General features: G+C 39.4%; 20 protein-coding genes, 1 tRNA gene and 1 pseudogene. 9 read left to right on the forward strand and 13 right to left on the reverse strand.

The genetic code is table 11. The features are described from left to right. Nucleotides 1–84 precede the first annotated feature (84 nt). Both ilvM and ilvG read right to left on the reverse strand, forming a co-directional pair. Nucleotides 85–342, reverse strand: a complete 258-nt coding sequence (ilvM, locus tag AB2N10_RS01625; RefSeq protein ID WP_354624810.1) for an acetolactate synthase 2 small subunit — start codon at nt 340–342, stop codon at nt 85–87. Next, on the reverse strand, nt 339–1,994 hold the full coding sequence (gene ilvG / locus AB2N10_RS01630; RefSeq protein WP_354624811.1) for an acetolactate synthase 2 catalytic subunit: 1,656 nt from the start codon (nt 1,992–1,994) through the stop codon (nt 339–341). The genes ilvM and ilvG overlap by 4 nt, the downstream gene beginning before the upstream one ends. A gap of 241 nt (nt 1,995–2,235) precedes the next feature. Between ilvG and AB2N10_RS01635 the strand changes: the two genes are divergently transcribed. Further along, nucleotides 2,236–3,750, forward strand: a complete 1,515-nt coding sequence (locus tag AB2N10_RS01635) for a YifB family Mg chelatase-like AAA ATPase (protein WP_369434213.1) — start codon at nt 2,236–2,238, stop codon at nt 3,748–3,750. A 6-nt stretch (nt 3,751–3,756) separates the two neighbouring features. On the opposite strand, the gene AB2N10_RS01640 is transcribed toward AB2N10_RS01635, so the two are convergent. The 5 genes and pseudogenes from AB2N10_RS01640 to pepA form a co-directional block, all read right to left on the reverse strand. Then, nucleotides 3,757–4,608 carry a transporter substrate-binding domain-containing protein gene (locus tag AB2N10_RS01640; protein ID WP_354624813.1) on the reverse strand — a complete coding sequence of 284 codons (852 nt, stop codon included), beginning with the start codon at nt 4,606–4,608 and terminating at the stop codon, nt 3,757–3,759. Between the two features lie 39 nt (nt 4,609–4,647). Further along, nucleotides 4,648–5,526, reverse strand: coding sequence for a transporter substrate-binding domain-containing protein (locus AB2N10_RS01645; protein ID WP_354624814.1), 879 nt, complete (start codon nt 5,524–5,526; stop codon nt 4,648–4,650). Nucleotides 5,527–5,704: 178 nt separating this feature from the next. Further along, nucleotides 5,705–8,562: pseudogene (locus AB2N10_RS01650) on the reverse strand (valine--tRNA ligase). Between the two features lie 3 nt (nt 8,563–8,565). Continuing rightward, complete coding sequence (locus AB2N10_RS01655) at nt 8,566–9,048, reverse strand: DNA polymerase III subunit chi (protein ID WP_354624816.1); 483 nt, start codon at nt 9,046–9,048, stop codon at nt 8,566–8,568. A gap of 14 nt (nt 9,049–9,062) precedes the next feature. Further along, a complete protein-coding gene (pepA, locus tag AB2N10_RS01660) occupies nt 9,063–10,577 on the reverse strand; it encodes a leucyl aminopeptidase (RefSeq protein ID WP_369434214.1) in 1,515 nt (504 codons plus the stop codon). A 204-nt stretch (nt 10,578–10,781) separates the two neighbouring features. Between pepA and lptF the strand changes: the two genes are divergently transcribed. From lptF to AB2N10_RS01685, 5 genes are all read left to right on the forward strand, one after another. Beyond that, nucleotides 10,782–11,855: an LPS export ABC transporter permease LptF gene (lptF, locus tag AB2N10_RS01665; RefSeq protein ID WP_354624818.1), complete on the forward strand. Its 1,074-nt coding sequence runs from the start codon at nt 10,782–10,784 to the stop codon at nt 11,853–11,855. Between the two features lie 29 nt (nt 11,856–11,884). Continuing rightward, nucleotides 11,885–12,949 carry an LPS export ABC transporter permease LptG gene (gene lptG, locus AB2N10_RS01670; RefSeq protein ID WP_354624819.1) on the forward strand — a complete coding sequence of 355 codons (1,065 nt, stop codon included), beginning with the start codon at nt 11,885–11,887 and terminating at the stop codon, nt 12,947–12,949. A gap of 189 nt (nt 12,950–13,138) precedes the next feature. Beyond that, a complete protein-coding gene (locus tag AB2N10_RS01675; protein ID WP_369434215.1) occupies nt 13,139–13,888 on the forward strand; it encodes a glycosyltransferase family 2 protein in 750 nt (249 codons plus the stop codon). After that, nucleotides 13,878–14,156: a lipid-A-disaccharide synthase N-terminal domain-containing protein gene (locus tag AB2N10_RS01680; protein ID WP_354624821.1), complete on the forward strand. Its 279-nt coding sequence runs from the start codon at nt 13,878–13,880 to the stop codon at nt 14,154–14,156. The genes AB2N10_RS01675 and AB2N10_RS01680 overlap by 11 nt, the downstream gene beginning before the upstream one ends. After that, a complete protein-coding gene (locus AB2N10_RS01685; RefSeq protein WP_354624822.1) occupies nt 14,153–15,901 on the forward strand; it encodes a glycosyltransferase family 39 protein in 1,749 nt (582 codons plus the stop codon). The genes AB2N10_RS01680 and AB2N10_RS01685 overlap by 4 nt, the downstream gene beginning before the upstream one ends. Before the next feature lie 65 nt (nt 15,902–15,966). Here the strand turns inward: AB2N10_RS01685 and AB2N10_RS01690 are convergent, their stop codons facing one another. Next, complete coding sequence (locus AB2N10_RS01690) at nt 15,967–16,521, reverse strand: RDD family protein (RefSeq protein ID WP_369434216.1); 555 nt, start codon at nt 16,519–16,521, stop codon at nt 15,967–15,969. A 240-nt stretch (nt 16,522–16,761) separates the two neighbouring features. On the opposite strand from AB2N10_RS01690, the gene AB2N10_RS01695 reads away from it, so the two are divergent. From AB2N10_RS01695 to AB2N10_RS01705, 3 genes are all read left to right on the forward strand, one after another. After that, nucleotides 16,762–16,845, forward strand: a tRNA-Leu gene (locus AB2N10_RS01695). Between the two features lie 112 nt (nt 16,846–16,957). Beyond that, entirely contained in the window at nt 16,958–17,971 is a 1,014-nt protein-coding gene (locus tag AB2N10_RS01700; protein ID WP_369434217.1) for a tyrosine-type recombinase/integrase, read from the forward strand. After that, nucleotides 17,964–18,668 carry a hypothetical protein gene (locus tag AB2N10_RS01705; protein ID WP_354624826.1) on the forward strand — a complete coding sequence of 235 codons (705 nt, stop codon included), beginning with the start codon at nt 17,964–17,966 and terminating at the stop codon, nt 18,666–18,668. Before AB2N10_RS01700 ends, AB2N10_RS01705 begins: the two co-directional genes overlap by 8 nt. 751 nt (nt 18,669–19,419) lie before the next feature. On the opposite strand, the gene AB2N10_RS01710 is transcribed toward AB2N10_RS01705, so the two are convergent. From AB2N10_RS01710 to AB2N10_RS01730, 5 genes are read right to left on the reverse strand one after another with little or no spacing between them, the layout of a single operon-like run. Beyond that, nucleotides 19,420–19,659 carry a hypothetical protein gene (locus tag AB2N10_RS01710; RefSeq protein WP_354624827.1) on the reverse strand — a complete coding sequence of 80 codons (240 nt, stop codon included), beginning with the start codon at nt 19,657–19,659 and terminating at the stop codon, nt 19,420–19,422. Then, nucleotides 19,646–20,650 carry a hypothetical protein gene (locus AB2N10_RS01715; protein ID WP_369434218.1) on the reverse strand — a complete coding sequence of 335 codons (1,005 nt, stop codon included), beginning with the start codon at nt 20,648–20,650 and terminating at the stop codon, nt 19,646–19,648. The genes AB2N10_RS01710 and AB2N10_RS01715 overlap by 14 nt, the downstream gene beginning before the upstream one ends. A gap of 20 nt (nt 20,651–20,670) precedes the next feature. Then, entirely contained in the window at nt 20,671–21,693 is a 1,023-nt protein-coding gene (locus tag AB2N10_RS01720; protein WP_369434219.1) for a hypothetical protein, read from the reverse strand. Beyond that, the gene (locus tag AB2N10_RS01725) at nt 21,690–22,052 is read right to left on the reverse strand and encodes a hypothetical protein (RefSeq protein WP_354624830.1); all 363 of its coding nucleotides are present in this window, start codon (nt 22,050–22,052) and stop codon (nt 21,690–21,692) included. Before AB2N10_RS01725 ends, AB2N10_RS01720 begins: the two co-directional genes overlap by 4 nt. After that, a complete protein-coding gene (locus tag AB2N10_RS01730; RefSeq protein WP_354624831.1) occupies nt 22,049–22,501 on the reverse strand; it encodes a hypothetical protein in 453 nt (150 codons plus the stop codon). The genes AB2N10_RS01725 and AB2N10_RS01730 overlap by 4 nt, the downstream gene beginning before the upstream one ends. Between the last annotated feature and the right edge of the window lies 1 nt (nt 22,502).

Genomic DNA, 22,502 nt, shown 5'->3' on the forward strand with positions numbered 1-22,502 from the left:
ATTGATAATAAACATCGCTTTATGCGTGTTATTTGTTCATTTATTATTAACTGATTTAAACAGATAAGAAGTCATTTAACAAGCCTATGCGCTAGCCTGAATTTTTATATTTTGTGTTAATATGACAACTTGCGATACACCGAATGTTTTTTCTAACTGCTTCGTTAATAGATTAATTGGCCGCTCACTACAAACCGTTATCGTAATATGTAGTGATTCTTCGTTTTGTGTTGTCTCTGCATTTAAATTTTGCACAGTAAAACCACGGTGTCGACAGATCCTTAATATGCGCTCTAGAAATTCAGGGCTATTATTACCCTGAATAATTAAAAAATATTTCACGATAAGCTCTCCATCATTTTATCATTTGCTGCACCCGGTGGAACAAGCGGCCAGACATTATCTTCTTCTGAAATAGAGACATGAAGTAGATAAGGACCTTCACTTTCTAATAGCCGTTTTAACGCGGATTGTATCTCCCTTTTGGCAACAATCGTTTCTCCTGGTATATCAAAAGCACTCGCAAGTGTTACAAAATTAGGATTGTCGGTTAAAATAGTTTCACTATAGCGTCCCTCAAAAAATAATTTTTGCCATTGTCGTACCATACCTAAGCGTTGGTTATCAATAAGCACTATCTTAATGGGTAGTTGTTGGCGTTTAATTGTGCCAAGTTCTTGTACATTCATCATAAATGAGCCGTCACCAGAAACCGCAATCACGGTATCATCAGGTCGTGCTAGCTTTGCTCCTACTGCAGCAGGAATGCCAAAGCCCATTGTGCCTAATCCTGAACTAGAAATATGATCTTTAGGGTTGCTAACAAACATATGTTGTGCAACCCACATTTGATGCTGCCCAACGTCGCTGCAGATGACCGTGTTCTTAGGCATTGATTTGGATAATTGATTGAGCAGTGCTGGTGCGTATATCCGTTCTCCTGGATGATTATAATTCAATGCAAACTTATTCTTCATACTGACTATATTTTTTTGCCATGCACTAATGAATGTTTCAACTTCAAGGGCGGGTAAAATTTCCTTGAGATCCTCGCAAATGGCAAGATCGGCTTTACGAATTTTATTAATTTCGGCGGCGTCAATATCAATATGGATAACTGCCGCATGACTGGCAAATTCATCGAGCTTTCCCGTTACTCGATCATCAAATCTTGCCCCGACAGCAATTAATAGATCACATTCTTGGATGGCTAAATTAGCTGCTTTACTACCATGCATGCCGACCATGCCCATGAAATATTCTGAGTCATGTGCGATAACACCAATTCCTTTCAAAGTACAGACGCTCGGAATATAGGTGTAGGCAATGAAATTACGCAGTTCTTGAGTCGCATCAGCCATACCAACGCCGCCACCGATATAAAGTAAAGGCTTACTAGCTGAGCGGATCATCTCCCTCGATTTTTTGATTAAAAAAGGATCAATTGGGTGTTTTTTATGCTGCTTTTCTTGTTTGTTAAATAAAGCGTAATCGACGATATCGGCTAGTTGAATATCTTTAGGGAGGTCAATTAATACAGGCCCTGGACGTCCTGTTGTAGCTATTTCAAAAGCTTGATCAAAAATATCGGAAAGTTGATCAATACTTTGTACCATAAAACTGTGTTTGGTACAGGCTAAAGAAAGCCCTAATACATCTATTTCTTGAAAGGCATCAGTACCAATTAAGTGGCTATGAACTTGCCCTGTGATAGCAATAATAGGAATCGAGTCAAGTAGGGCGTCTGCCAGGCCAGTAATAAGGTTTGTTGCCCCCGGGCCAGAAGTGGCAATACATACACCTACATTACCAGTTGCGCGTGCATAACCAATTGCTGCCATAGCAGCACCTTGTTCATGTCGACATAATAGATGCTCAATTTCTGCGTCATAAAGCGCATCATAAAGTGGCATTATGGCACCGCCAGGATAGCCAAAGACTTGTTTGATCTGTTTTTGTTTTAATATTTGTACAACGAAATTGGCACCGTTCATTAGTTTCTTCCTGAATTTAGTGAAGGTTGGACGTTGGTTTAAATTGTATATTTGACAAGTTAATAGATACTTATTCTTAAAAAAGTGGGTCTTTATAGCAAAATACGGTGGCTTATTCAATATTTGTCACATTTCTTATTTGTTGCTAAAACGCGCTTAGTCCTTGATTAATTTCCTTTTACTTAATCAATGACCCAAAATAAACTATACTAAATTTTTATGTTTTTAGTATGGTTATTTTATGTCGTTATCTTCATTGTATTGTCGTGCATTAATTGGTGTTGATGCACCAGAGGTGCAGGTGGAAGTGCACCTTGGGACTGGCTTACCTAGTTTTTCTTTGGTCGGGCTACCTGAAACATCGGTTAAGGAGGCTAAAGAGCGTGTCCGTAGTGCCATTATTAATAGCAATTTTAAATTTCCAAATAAACGCATTACCGTTAACCTCGCCCCTGCTAATTTATCAAAAGAGGGGGGGCGTTTTGATCTGGCTATTGCATTGGCTATTTTAATCGCCTCTGAACAGTTAACGGATTGCAAAATAGATAACTTTGAGTGTTTTGCCGAACTTGCATTATCGGGGCAGCTACGCGCAATCGATGGCATGATCCCCTGTGCACTAGCTGCTAAAAGCCAGCACCGTCAATTGATAGTTTGTAATCAAAATCAGTATGAAAGTGCCCTAACGGGGGTAACGGCATTTGTTGCAGAGACGCTTAGTGACGTTTGTGCTTTTTTACAAGGTGTAAAAGAGTTACCTAAAGCACAGGCAAATAGGCCGCTTAAAACCACTAAGGAAGCAGATTTTTGTGATGTTTTAGGTCAAGAGCAAGCTAAGCGGGTGTTAGAAATAGCAGCTGTTGGCGGGCACAATTTACTATTAGTTGGCCCTCCTGGTACTGGTAAGAGCATGTTGGCCGAACGTTTTATGGGATTATTACCAGAGTTGAACGAGGCGCAAGCATTGCAGACAGCATCTATATATTCTGTATGCGGTAAACAACGTGATAATTGGTATTTACCTCCCTTTCGCTCGCCACATCACAGTGCTTCTTCCGTTGCGCTAGTTGGTGGAGGAGGAAAACCGAAACCCGGAGAAATATCCTTGTCTCATAATGGTGTCTTGTTCTTAGATGAATTACCTGAATTTCCAAAAAGTGTACTAGATAATTTGCGTCAGCCCCTAGAAACAAATAAAGTGACCATTTCTCGTGCCGCCAATCAAGTGACATTTCCTGCAAATTTTCAATTAATAGCAGCGATGAATCCGAGCCCTTGTGGTCATATTAGTGGTGAGTTGAGGCGCAGTACACCGGATCAAATATTGCGCTATTTAGGTCGTTTATCGGGCCCTTTTTTAGATAGGTTTGCATTATCAATAATGGTGCCACTACTGCCAAAGGGGATGTTAGCGGCATCACAGGCTGGAGGATTAAACAAAGGTGAAACGACAGCAGAGGTAAAAGCAAGAGTGCAACAGGCTCGTCATATACAAGTATCACGACAACAATGCCTTAATAATGGATTAACTACACAGGCGATTGCTAATGTTTGTCAATTAAGTTTTAAGGATGCTGAATTTTTAGAGAATGCAATTAATAAAATGGGGCTATCTGTGCGATCTTGGCATAGTATATTAAAAGTAGCGAGGTCAATTGCGGATCTCGCTGGTAGTGAAGATATCCAACGTGCACATTTATTAGAATCTTTAAATTATAGAGCCATGGATCGTTTGTTAAAAAGTGTTGCTAATTAATGGCATTTATTTTTTTAGCATTGGAAAGTGATTGATTGCATTGATGGTTTCCGTTGATAACGTTGGATTGTTAAGTTTTAAAATATGGCGTTTGTCGAGCGATAATTCATGTAAAATATAGCTGAAATTTTGCTCAAATAATTTATTTGCAGTTCCATTTTGCTGTAAACGGTTGAGCCCTAACTCTAAACGTTCTGCTAACATTTTATTGTGCGGATTAACAAAATAGAATAGTGGAAATGGATAATAAATAACGATATTTTTTTCAATTGCTAAATCTAGCGTATCATATTCAATAAATTCTCTATTTATTTCATTTGCACCTCTGGCAAAACAAGTAAAGCGTTCTTTAGCGAGTTGCTGAAAGAGGAGTTCATACTTGAAGGTAGTTGCCACGTTAAAACCATTCGTTTTTAATATTTCAGTATCGGGCCAGTTGGTTTGCTGTCCAATCGTGATGTTTTTTTCAATCCACTCTACTTGGTTAGTGATGTTATCAAATATATGCTGGTTGCCCTCTTTGATTAAACAGATACGATAACCGAGTAACCCTTGCATAATGGGAATACGAATAACGAGAGCATTTTTTTCTCTTTCTTCGGTGGCAATAAAATGGCCGACATCGAGTTTTCCATTGGAAATTTCTTTAAGCGCTCTGTCTTGCGGCATAGGGTGCGATGATATTATTTCATAGTCGCCATACTCTGCTTTAGTTATATCTAATGCCTGAAATAACGTAGTGCTAATTAAATTGGGCTTGTATAATGTATGCTCCCAGACGACTACTTTAGTTATACCTGCATGGCTAACAGAGCAAATTAGCATCATAATTAAAACGAATATCTTTTTTTGTTTCATCTTTCATACTCCTGCGCCATAGCATAAATAGTTTGCATATTAATCCTGGAGTAAATGTTTATTTCTAAATCTTTGAGTGGGTTCGCGCATTGCTTCAACTGTTTCATCTGATAACGTCGGGTTGTTTAAATCAATAACGGTACGTTCAGTGAGTTTCAGCTCTTTGATTATAGGTGCATATACCTGCTCAAACATACTATCAAATTCACCCGATTCAATTAATCGTTGTAGCCCTAATTGCAATCGTGCTGCCAGCTCAGGGCGAGACTTATTAACAAAGAAAAATAAAGGCAGCGGATAGTAGATCATCAAGTTCTTTTCGATAATGATTCCTTGCTCTTTATATTTCAAATATTCAGCATAAACTTCGCTAGTTCCTCGACTAAAGCAATCAAAACGTCCTCGAATTAATTGTTGGAAAAGTAACTGTTTTTTATGGGTTGTTTGCACCGAAATATGATTAGCGCGTAAAATAGTGGTGTCAGGCCAATCTTGATGTTGTCCAATTGTGATATTTTTTTCGATTAATTGATGTTTATTTTTAATACCATCAAAAATGGTTTGATTACCTTCTTTAATGAGGCATATACGATAACCCATCAGTCCACTTAGCCCAGGAATACGTATAGGGATAGCAACTTCTTCTCGTTCTTTCGTAGATCCAAAAACGGCGATATCCAGTTTTGAATGTTCTAATTTGGCTATCTCTACTAATGAACGCCCTTGCTCCATTTGAGCCGATGCAGTTAATTCATAATCACCATACTCAGGTATAGTTACCTGTAAGGCTCTTTGTAAATAATCCATCATAAGTCTATCTGGGTTATTATAAAGGCTTTCCCATACTTTTATTTTGCTTACCTGTGCTGAACTGAGAGAGCAATACAGTAGTAGAAAAAAACTCAGATATTTTACCATTATTTCCCCTTTTATTTATTGGTGCTGATACTTAACTATAGATTGTTTATTGAATATAGATGAAGGAAAAATACTAATAAGTAACGCTATATCACAAGGTTTTAGGATAATAAAATGTCATAAAAAAGGAGATATCAAAAAATATCTCCCCTTTATAATTAGCATATCAATGCTAATGCTATAGCGCTTTTATCACTAATATCTGCTCATTTAATTTATCACAGGCCGTTTGTAATTCAGCTTCTCTAGCTCGCTCTTTAGCAATGACCGCTTCGGGTGCATTACTAACAAAGCGTTCATTACTTAATTTTCCTGAAATTTTATCAAGTTCTTTTTCAGCTTTTTCAAGCTGTTTATTTAAACGAGATAGCTCCGCTTCTGTATCAATTAACCCTGCCATTGGAATTAATATTTCTAAATCACCGACTAATGCCGTTGCAGAAACGGGTGTTTCTTGTCCAGCTTCAACAATAGTGACACTTTCTAGTTTTGCTAATGCAGCTAAGAATGCTTCGTTTTCTGTAAAACGGCGGCGATCGGCTGCAGAGGCATTTTTGATTAGTAGATTTAAAGGGGTTTTCGGACTAATGTCCATTTCACCGCGGATGTTACGAACTGCGACAATGACTTGTTTAACCCATTCTAGGTCTTCTACCGCTTGGGTATCAACTTTAGCTGCATCAAATTCTGGGTATGCTTCGAGCATGATCGTCTCACCACCTTGCCCTGTTATTCTTTAACTCGCTGCCAAATTTCTTCTGTCATAAAAGGTAACATTGGATGTGCGACACGCAGTAACGTTTCTAATACGGAAATTAATGTGTGGCGCGTGCCGCGTTGTTCTGCTTCACTACCTTTAAATAGTACCGGTTTAGTTAACTCTAAATACCAACCACAGAATTGATCCCATATGAATTCATATAAAATATTCGCGGCGATATCAAAACGGAAAGTATCTAAGGCATGACGGAACTCTTTAATCATGGTTTGCAATTGTCCTTGGACCCAACGATCTGCCAAACTAAATTGCATATCGTTATTGCCAGAGAAACCACAATCTTGACCTTCAGCACTCATTAATACATAACGGCTAGCATTCCATAACTTATTACAGAAGTTACGATAACCTTCAAGGCGATGCATATCCCAGTTGATATCACGACCCGTTGATGCCATTGCCGCTAATGTGAAACGCAGGGCGTCAGTACCATGTGCTTCGATACCATTTTCAAATGTTTTACGCGTGTCTTTTTCGATTTTTTTAGCCAATTGCGGTTGCATCATATTGCCGCAACGTTTAGCCACTAAGCTTTCTAAATCGATACCGTCAATCATATCGAGGGGGTCGAGTACATTACCCTTTGACTTAGACATTTTATCGCCATTTTCATCGCGGATAAGTCCCGTTACATAGACGGTTTTGAAGGGCACCTGTGGCTTACCATTCTCATCTTTCATGAAATGCATGGTGAGCATGATCATGCGGGCTACCCAGAAGAAAATAATATCAAACCCCGTTACGAGTACATCCGTCGAATGGAAGGTTTTTAGATCTAAAGTTTGTTTCGGCCAACCTAAGGTTGAAAATGTCCATAGACCAGAGGAGAACCATGTATCGAGTACATCATCATCTTGACGTAAGACAATATCATCACCTAAATCATGTTTAGCGCGCACTTCTGCTTCATCACGACCGACATAAACTTTGCCCGTTTCATCATACCAAGCAGGAATACGATGTCCCCACCATAATTGTCGCGAAATACACCAGTCTTGAATATCATTCATCCAAGAGTTATACATGTTTTCATACTGCTTAGGTACAAACTCGATATCGCCATTAGCAACGGCCTCTTTTGCTGTTTTAGCTAACGGTGCAACACGTACATACCATTGGTCTGTCAGCATCGGCTCGATGACAACTCCGCCACGGTCACCATAGGGAATGGTTAAATCATGTGCTTTCACTTCATCTAATAGCCCCAAATCATCAAGGGAGCTTACGACTAACTTACGTGCTTCTTCACGGGTTAAACCTTGGAATTGTGCTGGTAGGGCGGTGTCATAAACATCGCTTATTTCGCCATTGCTGTTAAAGACTTCTGCTGCATTGCGAATTGCAGCTTCAAAGGTCAATACATTGATCATGGGCAGTTGATTGCGTTTACCAACTTCGTAATCGTTAAAGTCATGTGCCGGCGTTATTTTTACACAGCCAGTGCCCTTTTCCATGTCCGCATGTTCATCAGCAATAATTGGAATACGACGATTTACAAATGGCAGAATGATAGCTTTACCGATAAGATCTTTATAGCGAGGATCTTCACCATTGACGGCAACGGCGGTATCACCGAGCATAGTTTCTGGACGCGTTGTTGCTACAACGAGGTAATCTTTACCGTCGGCTGTTTTAACACCATCGGCGAGTGGATAACGAAAATGCCACATTGACCCTTTAACATCTTTATTTTCTACTTCGAGATCAGAGATTGCGGTATGCAGTTTTGGATCCCAGTTCACCAGGCGCTTACCACGGTAGATTAGGTCATCATTGTAAAGGTCCACAAACACTTCTTTTACCGCTTCAGAAAGTCCTTCATCCATCGTAAAGCGCTCGCGATCCCAATCAACGGATGTGCCTAAGCGACGTAATTGTTGAGATATATTTCCGCCAGACTCCGCTTTCCACTCCCAAATTTTATCAATAAAGGTTTCGCGACCTAGCTCTTGGCGAGTTTGTCCTGTTTCTGCAAATAGTTTACGTTCAACGACCATTTGAGTGGCAATACCCGCATGGTCGGTACCCATTTGCCATAGCGTGTTTTTACCTTGCATACGTTGATAGCGGACGAGCGTGTCCATAATGGTATCTTGGAAAGCATGCCCCATATGTAAACTACCCGTGACATTGGGCGGTGGTATCATGATGCAGTAGCTCTCTTTACTGGTATCACCATGTGGTTTGAAATAACCTTTTTCTTCCCAAATTCGGTAATTCTTTTGTTCGATAGCACTGGGGGTGTATGTTTTTTCCATTTTTTAATCTTCTGTATGGTTGGTTAACTCAATCGCATCGTTATTGACTGCAGATTGAGTGGAAAGAGTTAAGCCCATTTTTTTATAGGCGCTATAGCGAATTCGCGCGTTAATTTTTAACGGTTCTGCAACGGGCACAAAATCGACAATATGTTGAAAATTAATCGCAAATTCAGGTGCGTTCGCACTTAAATTGATTAATATTGAGCGAGGGTGAGTCGGTGCGTGCCAGCTTATTTCTACGGGGGTACCAAAACGAGGTCCTTCACCGAGTAAGTTATGTGGTACAAAACTATCACCATCAAATTGCCATAGATATTCATCGATAGCAAAGGCATCCTGTTGATTGTCCGTATAGATGAACACTTTTTTATTTTGTAAATAAAAAAAGGATGCCAGCGAGCAGGCATAGGCAAAATGGTCGCTAATCATGTTATGTCTTGTCGCCTGTTGCGCTTCTATGATGTAAAAAACAACTTGGCTCATGAAATCTTTACCACTTAAATATGGCTCTCATTTTGATCACTTTCACTGCGATTAATTAAAAATTGTGTAAGTAAAGGAACCGGGCGACCTGTTGAGCCTTTATTGGCTCCCGATTTCCACGCCGTACCGGCTATATCTAAATGTGCCCAATTGTAATTTTTAGTAAAGCGCGATAAGAAACAAGCGGCTGTAATCGAACCTGCTGGGCGACCACCAATATTAGCCATATCGGCAAAGGGACTATCTAACTGTTTTTGAAATTCATCATCCATCGGTAGTTGCCATGCTTTATCACTGGCCTGGTTTGATGCATTTAATAATTCATTGGCCAACCCTTTGTGCGGTGTCATTAATGCACTGATATTATGCCCGAGTGCGATAATACAAGCACCGGTCAGTGTTGCAACATCGATAACGCATTCAGGTTGAAAACGTTCTACGTAGGTTAAAACATCACATAATACTAAGCGACCTTCAGCATCAGTGTTAAGCACTTCTACGGTTTGCCCAGACATCGTTGTCAGTATATCACCTGGGCGATAAGCATTACCGCTTGGCATATTTTCAGCGCCCGCTAAGATACCGATGACATTGATAGGTAAGTCCAACGCCGCTAGAGCTTGCATTGCACCAAAGACACTAGCTGCGCCTCCCATATCGTATTTCATCTCATCCATCGCTTCACCGGGTTTGAGTGATATACCGCCAGAGTCGAAGGTTAATCCTTTACCGATTAAGATAATGGGTTTTTGCTCTTCTTTACCACCCTTATAGTGAATTAATGACATGTAAGCTGGATTTTTTGACCCCTGTGCAACAGCTAAATAACTGTTCATTTGCAACGCTTGCATCTGCGCGGTATCAATAATCTCACATTCAATCTTTTGAAAACGTTCGGCAAGACCTTTTGCTTGTTCTGATAGGTAAAGTGGCGTGCAAATATTTGGCGGCATATTGGCAAGATCTTTACACACTTTACTGCCTTGGGCGACAGCTAACGCATGCTGTAATGCCTGCTCGGCACGTGTTAGATCTTTACGGCTAGGCACATTAAAAGTTAATTTGCGCAATGGTCTACGAGTGTTCTCTTTGTTGGTTTTGAATTGGTCAAAACTGTATAGAGAATCTTTTGCAGCTTCTACGGCTTGTCGCACTGCCCAATAACTATCACGCCCTTTGATATGTAATTCAGAAAGGAAACAAATGGCTTCTAAAGAGCCCGTATCATTTAGTGTGGCAATGGTTTTAGTAATGATTTGTTTGTATTGCGTTTCAGTTAGCTCGCGCTCTTTACCACAACCGACCAATAGAACACGTTCACTTAATACATTGGGTACATGATGTAGAAATAATACTTGACCCACTTTACCTTCAATATCACCTCTGCGTAATAGGGTACTTAGGTAGCCCTCACTCATTTCATCCAATAGCTCGCCAGCATGGGATAAGCGACGTGGTTCAAAAACTCCGACAACAATACATGCACTGCGTTGTTTTTCAGGATTGCCACTTTTTACAAAAAATTCCATATCTATCCTTAATGCTGTGATTATGTTGATATTAACTGTGCTATTTTTTTTAAAATGCAGTTATTATAGAAGTGAGTGGAGTGTTACAATTCTTGTAACTATTATCAAATCAGTAATTTTACCGTATTTGTTTGCTTAATCCACTAAAAATAGCATCTTTACTATTTTTCACAGAACCTTAGACATATTAAACAGGAGAGCAGGGTGATACTTCTTCGTTACTTAATGCTGGAAATATTTAAAAGCCAGGTGGGTATCCTGTTCGTTTTATTACTTATTTTTGTGAGTCAAAAATTTATTGCTATTTTAGCGAAGGCTATTAATGGCGTGATCCCTACTGATTTAGTGATGACGCTGTTATATCTGAATTTACCGTCGTTGGCGATATTAATGCTGCCAATCAGTTTTTATCTTGCCCTTTTATTTACCCTAGGACGATTACATAGCGAAAGTGAAATGGTTGCAATGACCTCCTGTGGTTTTAGCCCTAATCGCACATTGAAATCAGCCCTGTTGTTATCTCTATTTACATTTGTTTTTGCTATTTATAACACCTTTTATCTAGCCCCCTCTGCGGAGGATAAAATGGTGGCTGTTATTGAAAATGCTGAATCTGATGCGGGTACTGCCACTTTAATTGAAGGTCGTTTTCATAAAACTTCCGTCGATGGAGGTGTGGTCTACGTTGAGAAATATAAAAAGGGACAACAATTAGACAAAGTTTTTGCCGCACATTGGCCAGAAAATAAAGAACCTTCCGTAATCACCTCGCTATCGGGTACTGTCGAGGAAAGAAAGGATGGTATTTGGGTCTCTTTGTTTGATGGCGATAGGTATGCGGGGTATGTGGGGCATAATGAGTTTGATGTGAGTAATTTTGACCGTTTTGAAGTGCATATTGCTAGTCGTGAAGTTGAAACGAAAACGCGTGGTGTTTCGGCATTATCCACAATGCAATTAATGGGCATCGATGATCCTGAATATCAGGCTGAATTGCAGTGGCGAATTGCCATTCCATTATCTATTTTGCTACTTACTTTTATGGCTGTGCCGTTGGCGAAAGTGAATCCACGAGAAGGGCGCTACGCAAAATTATTACCCGCTTTAGCACTCTATTTATCCTATTTCTTATTGCTCAGTACTGCCAAGAGCCTCATTGAAGAGGCCGCTATTCCGGTGTATAGCATCTGGTTTGTGCAAATTATATTTTTATCGGTTGGTGTTATTTTACATCTGCAAAGTTTAGGCAAGATTTCTTTTTTTGGTTTTCGCAAATAAACCTAACAGTAGGTTAACGGAATTGTAGTATGGGTATTTTAGATCGCTATGTTGGCAAAATAATTTTTTCTGCGACCATGTTAAGTTTATTTGTCTTACTGGGCTTAAGCAGTATTATTAAGTTTGTTGAGCAAATGAAAGGTGTCGGTAAGGGCACTTATGGAGTATGGGATGCAGCTTATTTTGTTGTCTTAAAGATCCCCGCTGAGTTGGTTATTTTCTTTCCTATGGCGGCTTTAATCGGGGCTCTTATTGGTTTAGGAACGCTTGCGAGTAGCAGTGAACTGGTGGTTATGCAGGCTGCTGGTTTATCGAAATTACGCATTGCTAGCTCAGTGTTAAAAACAGCTATTCCTATGGTTATTGCGGTTATGTTGGTCGGAGAATTTGTTGCTCCAGCCGCAGATAAAGAAGCCTATTCAGCGCGAGCAATTGCCAAACATGGTGAAGAGAGTGTCACTAATACCTATGGTGTTTGGGTTAAAGATGCAAATTCATTTATTAGCATTGGTCGCATGAACTCCAATGCGCAACTATTTTCGATACAGATCTATTTTTTCGATGAACAGATGAAGCTGATTGAGGCGAAACTTGCCCAAAATGGGGTTTATCAAGATGGCCAATGGCTTTTAAAAAATGTCAGTAGCACAGCTTTTTTTCAGGATAAAACCGCGACAACACATTATGATGAATCTGTTTGGAATACCGAATTAACACCGAAAAAATTACAAGTGGTATTAAGCGATCCAGATATCATGCCGATGCGTGATATTTATAACTATATTAAGTACTTAGAAACAAACGAACAAGAAGCAAGTGGGTTTTGGCTTATTCTGTGGCGAAAAGCGGTACTGCCCTTTACGATATTGGTGATGATGTTGTTATCCGTCTCCTTTATTTTTGGTGGATTGCGCAGTGTTACGATGGGGACACGATTGATATTTGCCATTGTTAGTGGATTTACTTTCCATATTATGGGGGAGCTTTTTGGCCCCTTTAGTCTAGTTTTTTCACTGCCCCCACTGTTAGGAGCCTTGTTGCCAAGTCTCATCGTGTTAGCTATCGCTATGTACCTACTACAAAGGCAAACATGATGAGTTTGTACTGGTCAGTCGAGTAAGTCCCTCAATCTTGTTGAATACTATTTTCAGCATTTGCTTGGAAAGCAAATCGACTGTTTTATTGAGCGCTGTTTATAAACATAAATTTTACAACCATTTTTGCATATAAATGAACTAACATTCATTGATATTCGAAAGCAAAATATACAAGGGGAATTTATTTTGCAACTTTCTATTGTTATACCGGTACACAATGAGCAGGAAAACATTCGTTCATTAGTCAATGAGATAAAATCTCATTTAGAGGACAAAATTGAGTATGAACTCATTTATGTTGACGATGGAAGTAATGATAATACCTTTAGTGAACTGACGGCTTTGCAAACTGAAGGCTATGCGCAATTAAGGGTGCTCCGTCATAATGGCTGTTTTGGACAAAGTGCCTCTGTCTTAACGGGTATTCGTAATGCGCGTGCAGATTGGATTGTTACACTTGATGGTGATGGGCAAAATGACCCGGTGGATATATTACCGATTTATCAAGCTCTGTTAGATGCCAACAAGCACGATCCGCGTTATCAATGTGCGGCTGGCTATCGTAAAAAGCGCAATGATTCCACATCGAAACGTTGGTCATCATTGATTGCGAATAATATACGAGCTCGTTTACTACACGATGATACGCCTGATACTGGGTGTGGATTAAAAGCGATGCAACGCAGCGCATTTCTTGCATTGCCATTTTTTGACCATGTACACCGATTTATACCTGCGTTAATTAAACGTAATGGTGGAGAGGTGATCATTGTTGAAGTTAATCATCGCCACCGCACAGCGGGTACCTCCAAGTATGGTATAGCAAACCGCCTATGGGTTGGTATTGTTGACCTAATTGGTGTGAAATGGCTTTGTGCTCGTAAAAAAAATCCCGTTTGTTACGCCGAAAATACGGAGAACAAGAATGAGCAATAGCCTATGGGTGATTGTCGGTCTGATAGGGCAGGGGATATTTTCAGCCCGTTTTTTAGTGCAATGGCTGGCGAGTGAAAAACTGAAAAAAAGTGTTATTCCAATGGCTTTTTGGTATCTAAGTATTGCTGGTAGTGCGGTGTTGTTAAGTTATGCAATTTATCGTCAAGACCCGGTCTTTATTCTTGGGCAATCAATTGGTTTTTTTATCTATTTTAGAAATATATGGTTAATTCGACAATCATCATTAAACAAGGAAGATGATAAATGATCGCCACCTATCGCTCTTTTACCGATAAAAATGGATCCTATCGCGAGTTATTATGGTTACTTTTTGCAAGTTTTGTAATCATTGCCATTGGTATTGGCCTACGCTCACCTTGGCCAGCGGATGAACCTAGATTTGCCTTGATTGCCTTAGAGATGGTTAACAGTGGCGAATGGTTGTTCCCACATCGAGGTGGTGAACTTTATCCAGATAAACCCCCTGTTTTCGTCTGGATGCAAGCCATTTTTTACCTTCTTACTGGCTCGATGCAGATTGCTTTTTTATTACCATCGCTGTTAGGTGCCTTAGTGTGTGTTGCGTTAATATACGATTTGGCACAACGTTTTTATGGGCAAAATAGTGGCCGTAATGCTGTTATTTTGTTGCTATGTACCATTCAGTTTATGGTGCAAGCAAAGCTTGCTCAAATTGATATGACCGTATGTATGTGGATAACGATTGGTAATTACGCCTTATTACGCCATTTTTTGCAGGGGCCTTGTTGGAAATTATACTATTTAGGTTGGTTTGCAATGGGGTTAGGTGTTATAACAAAAGGAGTCGGGTTCTTACCTATCTTATTATGCCTCCCTTATATTTGGTTGCTGATTAAGCAGGAGCAGTGTCGCTTTAATATAAAAAGCATTGTCCAGCATTCGGTGGGATTAATCGTCATGTTATTAGCGATTGCCTTATGGGTGGGCCCCATGTATTACGCCGTTGAAGTAAATCAAGATGCCAGTTACTTAGCCTATCGTGACAATATTATGTTACGACAAACCGCTGAAAGATATGTTAATTCTCTCGGCCATCAAAAACCTTTTTATTATTATATTGTCTCTGTTATTCCATTATTCTGGTTACCATTAAGCATATTATTGCCGTGGCTCGCTCCGCGTTGGTTTAAAGCGATAAAAAATGGTGATCGCCTTGTTTTTCTTACCGTGATTTGGGCGATTTTAGTGTTGCTCTTTTTTAGTAATAGTCCAGGTAAACGTGGTGTCTATATCTTACCCATTGTCCCAATGCTAGTTCTTATTGCAGCACCCTATTTAGATGAATTAACCGCCAATATTCGTATCAGAGCAATCGCTTGGGTAATGCCTTTAGCCATTGCAACCACACTCATTTCCAGCGCGTTAATTAGTTTCTTTTTTATGCCGCAACTCTTAGATAAATTACCGACGGAAGCCAATGCAACGCTGCTTTGTATTATTGCCTTAGGGGGGGCATTTTTGTTGCCAACCTTATATTGGCGTGTACGCAACCCGATTCGAGGTGCCGTTATTAGTTTGGCTTTAGGCTGGGGGATCTATTCTGTTTTTGGTTATTGGCTTATGGAGCCTACACGCTCTCCTAAAGATATGATGGCTGAGATAAATACCATCACCGGACCGCAAAGTGAACTTGCTATTATTAACTTTAAAGAGCAGTTGCTACTACATAGTGAGCGCGATGTCGTGCAGTTTGGTTTTCATACTCTCCGTGAAAAGCAGACTAAAGCTGCCGCGAAATGGTTAAGTGAAGGTCCTGAAAAACGCTGGGTTTTATCGCCAGCAGAGCACGTAGAAAAATGTTTTAATGAAGATAGCTGGATTGATGTTGATACTCGTCACCGACGTACTTGGGTCTTAGTGCAATATAGTGATCTGCTTGATAGAGAACAGTTAATAAACAATGGCTGTGATGATTTTACGCAGACAACGATCCCGCTTTACCATGCTAAACCCGTTTTTCTAACTCATTAATTGCAATAACCGCTGACCACTATCTGTTTCAGCGGTTATTTTAACTGATATTTATTACGTAATAATTATTTATCTTTCTGTTGTAAAAACGATAAACCTTTAAACCCTTTCCAGTTATTTAATTCTTTCGTTAATACAATAACTTCACATTCAGCCCATAGATCTTGGAAAGCATTTCTGTCCTTAAAGACGGAAAACAAGTTACCTAAGCCAAATGCAGAAGTAGACATGCGAATTAAAGATTGCGTAATAGTGATATTACTACCGTCACTATTTTGCACTCGTAAACGCCAAGCTTTCATACCAAGCGTTTGGCAGGCAGTACTCCAAAAGTAAGCAAAAAAGATGATAATAACTGCAGCTAAATAAGAGGCGAATATCAAGCTATTAGATAGATAGCCTGCAACGTCAGGGTAAGCGCTGGTGTCGATTATTGATAATGCCTCTGCAATCACGACAACGACAAGGGCAATAACGGTTGCTAGCATGAGTAAGGCTATAACGGCTAACAGATCATAAATGTATGCACCTAAACGGCGAAGTAAATTAGCTCTTGGGCAGCTCTGATATTGTTCTTGTGAGGTAAGTATCGTTGTACTTTTTTGCTTCTTCGTGCTCATGATAGCTCCTTAAATGGGTGAATTTGAAGTGTAACAAAAGGCAAAACAGTTAGCATTGATTATTCGGTAGTGATAAGAGTTTACTCTCTTTTTTGACTGTGAATTAGCAGTGTAAAGAGTTAACTTGCTCTCTTTTTGAGCAGTTGATCCGTTAGTGTATGAAAAACCTTGTCAGAAGATTATCACTAGGTATAATCGGCGCACTTAGTAAATAATCTTTTCTATTTACTAACGTTTTATGCCCGAGTGGTGAAATTGGTAGACGCGACGGATTCAAAATCCGTTTTCGAGAGAAGTGCCGGTTAAGTCCGGCCTCGGGCACCATGTTTTTTTTCTAGTCTAGTCAACTAGTTAGGAACATTAAACAGTCAATATGGTTTTGCTTTCCAGATACACGGTTACGTTTTTGGCGTAATTTGGCGTAAAAGGAAATAATATGGCAACTCTTCAAGTCCGTAAGGGCAAAAAAAGCATTACTTATCGTGTCGAATTCATGCGAGAAGGTAATCGAATTTCAAAATCATTTAAACTAAAAAAAGATGCTCAAAAATTCATGGCATTATTGCTGGTGGATGATGATCTCGCTAATAGTTTAACAAATCATATTTTAACCACATTAACTTTCTCTGATGCAGTAAAAAAATTTTTAGCTCAAGATTTAGGGAAAGATCCGAGTAAACATCAACGTTTGAATTATTGGGTTTCTATCTTTGCTGATAAAACTGTCGGTAAAATTACGCGCCAGCAAATTAAAGATGAATTAAAGCTTCTATCGAATGATAAAGCACTTGCCACCTTAAATAGATATAAGGCAGCCATTGGCGCCTTGTATAGTTACCTATCCGATGAATTTGATATTGACTACAACCCTGTTAAAGGCATTAGGCAATATGCAGAAAATAATGGCCGAACTCGTTTTTTAACTGCAGAAGAGATATCTAGGCTGTTTATTACTGTAAAAGAATCTACATGGGGACAGTTGTATCTATTAGTATTAATGGCGCTAACAACAGGGGCTAGGCGTACAGAAATGCTTACATTAAAATGGGATAATATTAATTTTAAAAGCAAAACAGCACACCTTCCTATAACTAAGAATGGTGATCAGCGTATTTTAACCTTAACCGCTGATGTCATTGCTGAGTTAATGAAGTATAGAAATATAAGTGGGTATGTTTTTCCACATCCACGGGAGCCTAAAAGATATTTCCGTAATTTTGATATTCACTGGCGAGTTGCATTATCTGATGCAAAAATTAGTGATTTTAGATTTCATGATTTACGTCATACATGCGCAAGTTTACTTGCCATGAATGGTGCGAGTTTACTTGAAATAGCTCAAGTACTAGGGCATAAATCGATAACAATGACGCAAAGGTATAGTCATCTTTGCGTATCGCATAAAGCAAAATTAACCGACAGGGTCTTTGGAGGAATTGTAAATGGATAATATGAAGGTGTTTAATATACCTGTTGCTACCAAAGAATATTTAAAAACCAAAAGTGGTAAAGATGGCATTATTGAAAAGCCGTTTAAAACGTTTACCGATAAAATGAAAGCTGAGTACGTAGAGCAAAGCCGAATTGAAATCGAAGCAATAAAGCCAGTACGAGAAGGTGCCCCGCACCTTTTTACTGTTGATAAGGAGATGTCCATTTTGAATTCAATTTACAAGGATTTGGAATTATTAGGAATCACTCCTGATTTATTTAAATTATATAATTACAAGGGCGTGGAGTTATCTCTTCGTTTTTATTTGGAGGCTCGTGGATCCATTGAAAACAACGCATTAATGGTTGCAATAGCTTATATTATTAATATTGTTTTTAAAAAAGCATGGCTTATATTTAACGGAGACTTTAAGCAATTATCAGGGCTTATTGATTATGCTTACTTTGGCGGCCTTACGACAGGCATAGCTGCTTATCAAAAAGAGATCTGTGCTGGTCAGTCTCGTATAGAAGATGCATGTGAGGCTAAAATTAAACTTAAAGAGGAACGCATAAAGAAAACGATAATTGAAGCGAAAAAATTAAAAGAAGAAAATCCTAAAATATCTAAAAATGCTATTGCTATGCAGATTGCTGCAGATATTGGTGTCAGTATGATCACTGTACGGGGATATCTAAAAAAAATTGCACTGTAAAGCTAAGCATTGATTGTAAGGTGTGGGCTGTGCGGCACCTATTATTTTTCATTGTGCAAACTCAAAATTAGTTAATAAAAGCCATTTAAAGAAATAAGTCTAACCGCTATTTAGATTTCTGATACCTGAGCACTAAAAAACTGTCGTTGATACAACTGCTTACCTGAAAATATTAGTGCCAGATGCGTTCGTGATTTAATAGATTGCAAATAGAACAAAGCTACCATTTTGGTAGCTTTAAATACTTCGCATAACGGGTGTTATGGTAAATTGTATTAGCTGCGATTTTTGAGCTTGCATGGTTTTGCTAATTCGTTTTCTACCGCATTTTTCGCTTCTTTAATTTCTTTAAAAAAGTCGTTCTGATACTGAACAAATTTCTGATATGTCTTTCCTGATATTAAATATACCGTACTTATTAGCACTACGAAATTTAGTAATATAAGTAGGTAATAATTTCTATCAACAACTATAAACAAAAGAGGGGCGCACAGGGTTATTGTAGCGCGTTTTGAAAAATGAGACGCATCACCACTTAAAATGAAAACCGCTAGATGATCTCATTCTTTGCGGTTTTTCTCGTTTTAAGTGGTGTAGTTTATCATTTTAATGCGCGTGATTACGATGCTATATTACAGTGAACTTTTAAAAAGAGGCTTCAGATTGCATCCTAACGAGTTTTCTGAGGTGATTGATGTCACAATATAGAAAAATTAATCAATGCTTAAATCATGCTTAATGTGCGTTTAAATTAAATTATCGCTATTTGCGCAAAAGGCAGTTCTGGCAACTTGGTTACTACTTTATTATCTTCCACCAATACCTGATCATCAACAGCCAGCGCTTCTATGGCTGTTACCCACAAAGATGATTGGCCCCATTGTACTTTCACGCGATTTAAGCCGTTATCAATAAGCAACACCTTTGCACGAAAACGAACGGTTTCGGTTAGCAGTGATTTAAACTGTTTGGTGATATTAACTGTAGCCATTATTTAGCTCCAATTTTACGGTTTGAGAAACGTCTGTGATTGATTGAATCGGTACGCTGTTGCTGAGACATAACCCTGTAATGGTTTTATCCGGGTAAATGACACGGATTATTTCCCCTGGTAATAGCAACCCAAACGATGAATCAGGCGGTAACAATGGAATATTCAAACCAAGAACCTCCTGCTCGCCGCTGTCTGCAATGATATTACGCGCTAGCTCTGCATTAACATTGTGATCTTGTGATAATGGACTTAGCACATCTTTAGCACGAACATCGCCAGCGGTTCCTGCTTTCACCACTTCGGTGATCACGCCATGGGTTTCACCACTGACTAACACGCTGTTGGCTTGTGGCGTAGTGTTATCATTGCTTGATTCTGTATCTACATAATCGGCATTAATAACATGATCACATTCTTCATTGGTTAACGCATGCCAATTCCATGGACTGGTTTTATAACGCGGTTGCACATGAATAATGTTCTCTAGCTTATCTGGTTGAAGTATTGCGCCGCATGCTTGTGCGACTTGCAATGCTAGTTCGATTGGTGATTTATTTAAGTAACTAAATGAATCAGTCTGCAGCGTCCATTCTGGCGTTAATGATCTGTTTAAAGTAAAGGCTTCAGTTGCAAACTTTTCTTCGACTAATTGCCATGCTCCGATTGGGTTATCAACTGTGCCGTTATGCAGCGCGGCAAACGGCTGACCTAACCATTGAGAATTAGTTACACATGTAAATGAATAAGCATCATTAGCAAAACTGCCTGCTCTACTAAATTCTCGCAATGTGAAGCGTAATTGATGACCATTTACATTGATCTCAAACTTGGCGCGATGAGTTAAAAATGACAGGTTATCTTTGCCTAACAATTGCCCATTGAAGCTCCATACAAATGAATCTATATCAAAGTCGAGGGTGGCATTTATAGGGTGAATAGCTGTTTTTTTGCCATCACTGGCCACATGAAAAATATCTATTTCATTCATAATAATTAACGCATCCAGTTCTATTCGTACAAATTCAAATCGGCTAATTTAGACCATAACACTTTTATATCTAAATCAGCCAATGTCTCTGGCAATGGTAATGGGGGTTCAATGGGGTAAACTGGCCTTATACCAGTTGGGTCTATCGCATCCTCGTAGTAACTTAGCCACTCTCTTTTTATTGGCAAGCCACTTTCAAAACCTGAGTTCCACTCTCTATGGTATTTCTCAGCATCTAACCATAGAGATGATCTTTCACAATCAGCTCTTGGTGGGTGCTTGTACAGTGATGATAATTGGTCGGCATTGAGTTTTGGTGCATCATTAAATTGAATTAATTTGGCACTGTCAATATCGCTCATCCTATTCTCTAGATGAACGATCTCATTGCTTGCTAGCTTTTCGCCATCAAAAAACCCAACCTCTTTGCTATCACTGAGTTTTGGTGAGTTGTAAGCCAAGTGAACGATGCCGTTAGCCAATTTTTCACCATCAAAAATACTAACTACGTTTGAGTTGTGCTGTTTTGGACTATCGCTAAATAGACTTTCATTCGCACAATCAACATTAGTTCCATTACTGGTTTTTGACTCAGTTATTAAACTAATTCCACGGTAAACATTAATATCAATGTTCGTTTCTGAGTTGGTTGATACACCATCAAGTGTTGCGTGTGACTCTCCAGTTACAAAAACAAACGTAGTTGAATCGGTGATAGGCGATGCAAGATAAGACTCGCCCATGCCCTCAATAATTGTTACAGGTGGCTTATCGCTATCGTCAATAGGGCTAATATCAAGATCCACATCAGCAGACCACACTTTTACAATATCTAAGTCTGCTTTATCCGACCAAACATTAGTCGGGGGGATCGGATTAACCCTGACAAACTCAAGCTCTGGTTCGCTATCCCACGCAAATTCAAGGTTTAAATCAGCCTCGCCTGACCATTGAGGCACATCAATGGGTTCACCACTGTTACCACCAATATCAAGCGTTGCTTCATCAGACCATGCTTTACTGAAAGATAGCTCGTTGCTCATAGCTCTGATACAGTCCAGTTTGTCATTTTGAATAAATCCCCTGCAAAAAACATCGTGCGACTAAGTTTTATGTCACCATTGCCATCTGCATCAGTAACGGATAATGTTGCGATAACTCCATCTGTATCACTCACTATTTCAGCTCTCGACACTTCCAAGCTAAGTAGCGCCATTTGCTCGGTGATAGGATTAAAAGTAATTACCCCATCCTCAACAGCGTAAGCGCAAGGTATAGCAAACGGCAAAGACACAATTACTTCACCGCCTATGCTAAGCATATTTAGCTTGCCGTTGGTTGAGTCTATTTCATCAACCAACGCTTGCGCCCTTTTGGTTTTCAAACTTAAACTCAAGTTCATAACTTGTAAACCTCTGGTGTCATGTAGCCTACGGTATCAGGGTGATGTTCTGGTGGTTCATTAGGTTCATGACCTGCTTGAGCCGTTATCATGTACTTTTTATCGTGGCGCAACTCAGTAAACTCAAAGTTACCAAACTTATCACTGTAAGTCTCAGCAACAATTTGACCGTATTGCGTAAAGCACATCACCTTTTTCGATACTGGTGTTCCTTGCAGTTTTACCGTTCCTTTGATTCTACCTGCTGGGTATTGTTCGCCATTAGGATCAATTAGCGTTAGCCTGTCGTGTGTCGGGAAGCTGGTTAACTCGCCACACTCAAGAATCTGAAAGCTAACCGTGGGGCTAGGGTAAGCCTCCTCTTTTGTTTGGTTGCTATTTGAGAAAACAGGCAAAGAGTCTGGTGTAAACCGTACTATAATATCGCCCAAATCCAAAGGAATCCCCATA

The organism is Psychromonas sp. MME1, from assembly GCF_041080865.1.
In the GTDB taxonomy this organism is placed as follows: Bacteria; Pseudomonadota; Gammaproteobacteria; order Enterobacterales; family Psychromonadaceae; genus Psychromonas.

What these genes read in the sequence shown, in the direction of transcription:
- AB2N10_RS01715 (WP_369434218.1), bottom strand. Translation starts at nt 20,650, where the DNA reads ATGAATGAAATAGATATTTTTCATGTGGCCAGTGATGGCAAAAAAACA.
- lptG (WP_354624819.1), top strand. Translation starts at nt 11,885, where the DNA reads ATGGGTATTTTAGATCGCTATGTTGGCAAAATAATTTTTTCTGCGACC.
- AB2N10_RS01725 (WP_354624830.1), bottom strand. Translation starts at nt 22,052, where the DNA reads ATGAACTTGAGTTTAAGTTTGAAAACCAAAAGGGCGCAAGCGTTGGTT.
- AB2N10_RS01640 (WP_354624813.1), bottom strand. Translation starts at nt 4,608, where the DNA reads ATGAAACAAAAAAAGATATTCGTTTTAATTATGATGCTAATTTGCTCT.
- AB2N10_RS01690 (WP_369434216.1), bottom strand. Translation starts at nt 16,521, where the DNA reads ATGAGCACGAAGAAGCAAAAAAGTACAACGATACTTACCTCACAAGAA.
- AB2N10_RS01710 (WP_354624827.1), bottom strand. Translation starts at nt 19,659, where the DNA reads ATGGCTACAGTTAATATCACCAAACAGTTTAAATCACTGCTAACCGAA.
- AB2N10_RS01635 (WP_369434213.1), top strand. Translation starts at nt 2,236, where the DNA reads ATGTCGTTATCTTCATTGTATTGTCGTGCATTAATTGGTGTTGATGCA.
- AB2N10_RS01730 (WP_354624831.1), bottom strand. Translation starts at nt 22,501, where the DNA reads ATGGGGATTCCTTTGGATTTGGGCGATATTATAGTACGGTTTACACCA.
- AB2N10_RS01705 (WP_354624826.1), top strand. Translation starts at nt 17,964, where the DNA reads ATGGATAATATGAAGGTGTTTAATATACCTGTTGCTACCAAAGAATAT.
- AB2N10_RS01720 (WP_369434219.1), bottom strand. Translation starts at nt 21,693, where the DNA reads ATGAGCAACGAGCTATCTTTCAGTAAAGCATGGTCTGATGAAGCAACG.
- AB2N10_RS01680 (WP_354624821.1), top strand. Translation starts at nt 13,878, where the DNA reads ATGAGCAATAGCCTATGGGTGATTGTCGGTCTGATAGGGCAGGGGATA.
- AB2N10_RS01655 (WP_354624816.1), bottom strand. Translation starts at nt 9,048, where the DNA reads ATGAGCCAAGTTGTTTTTTACATCATAGAAGCGCAACAGGCGACAAGA.
- AB2N10_RS01700 (WP_369434217.1), top strand. Translation starts at nt 16,958, where the DNA reads ATGGCAACTCTTCAAGTCCGTAAGGGCAAAAAAAGCATTACTTATCGT.
- pepA (WP_369434214.1), bottom strand. Translation starts at nt 10,577, where the DNA reads ATGGAATTTTTTGTAAAAAGTGGCAATCCTGAAAAACAACGCAGTGCA.
- ilvG (WP_354624811.1), bottom strand. Translation starts at nt 1,994, where the DNA reads ATGAACGGTGCCAATTTCGTTGTACAAATATTAAAACAAAAACAGATC.
- AB2N10_RS01645 (WP_354624814.1), bottom strand. Translation starts at nt 5,526, where the DNA reads ATGGTAAAATATCTGAGTTTTTTTCTACTACTGTATTGCTCTCTCAGT.
- AB2N10_RS01685 (WP_354624822.1), top strand. Translation starts at nt 14,153, where the DNA reads ATGATCGCCACCTATCGCTCTTTTACCGATAAAAATGGATCCTATCGC.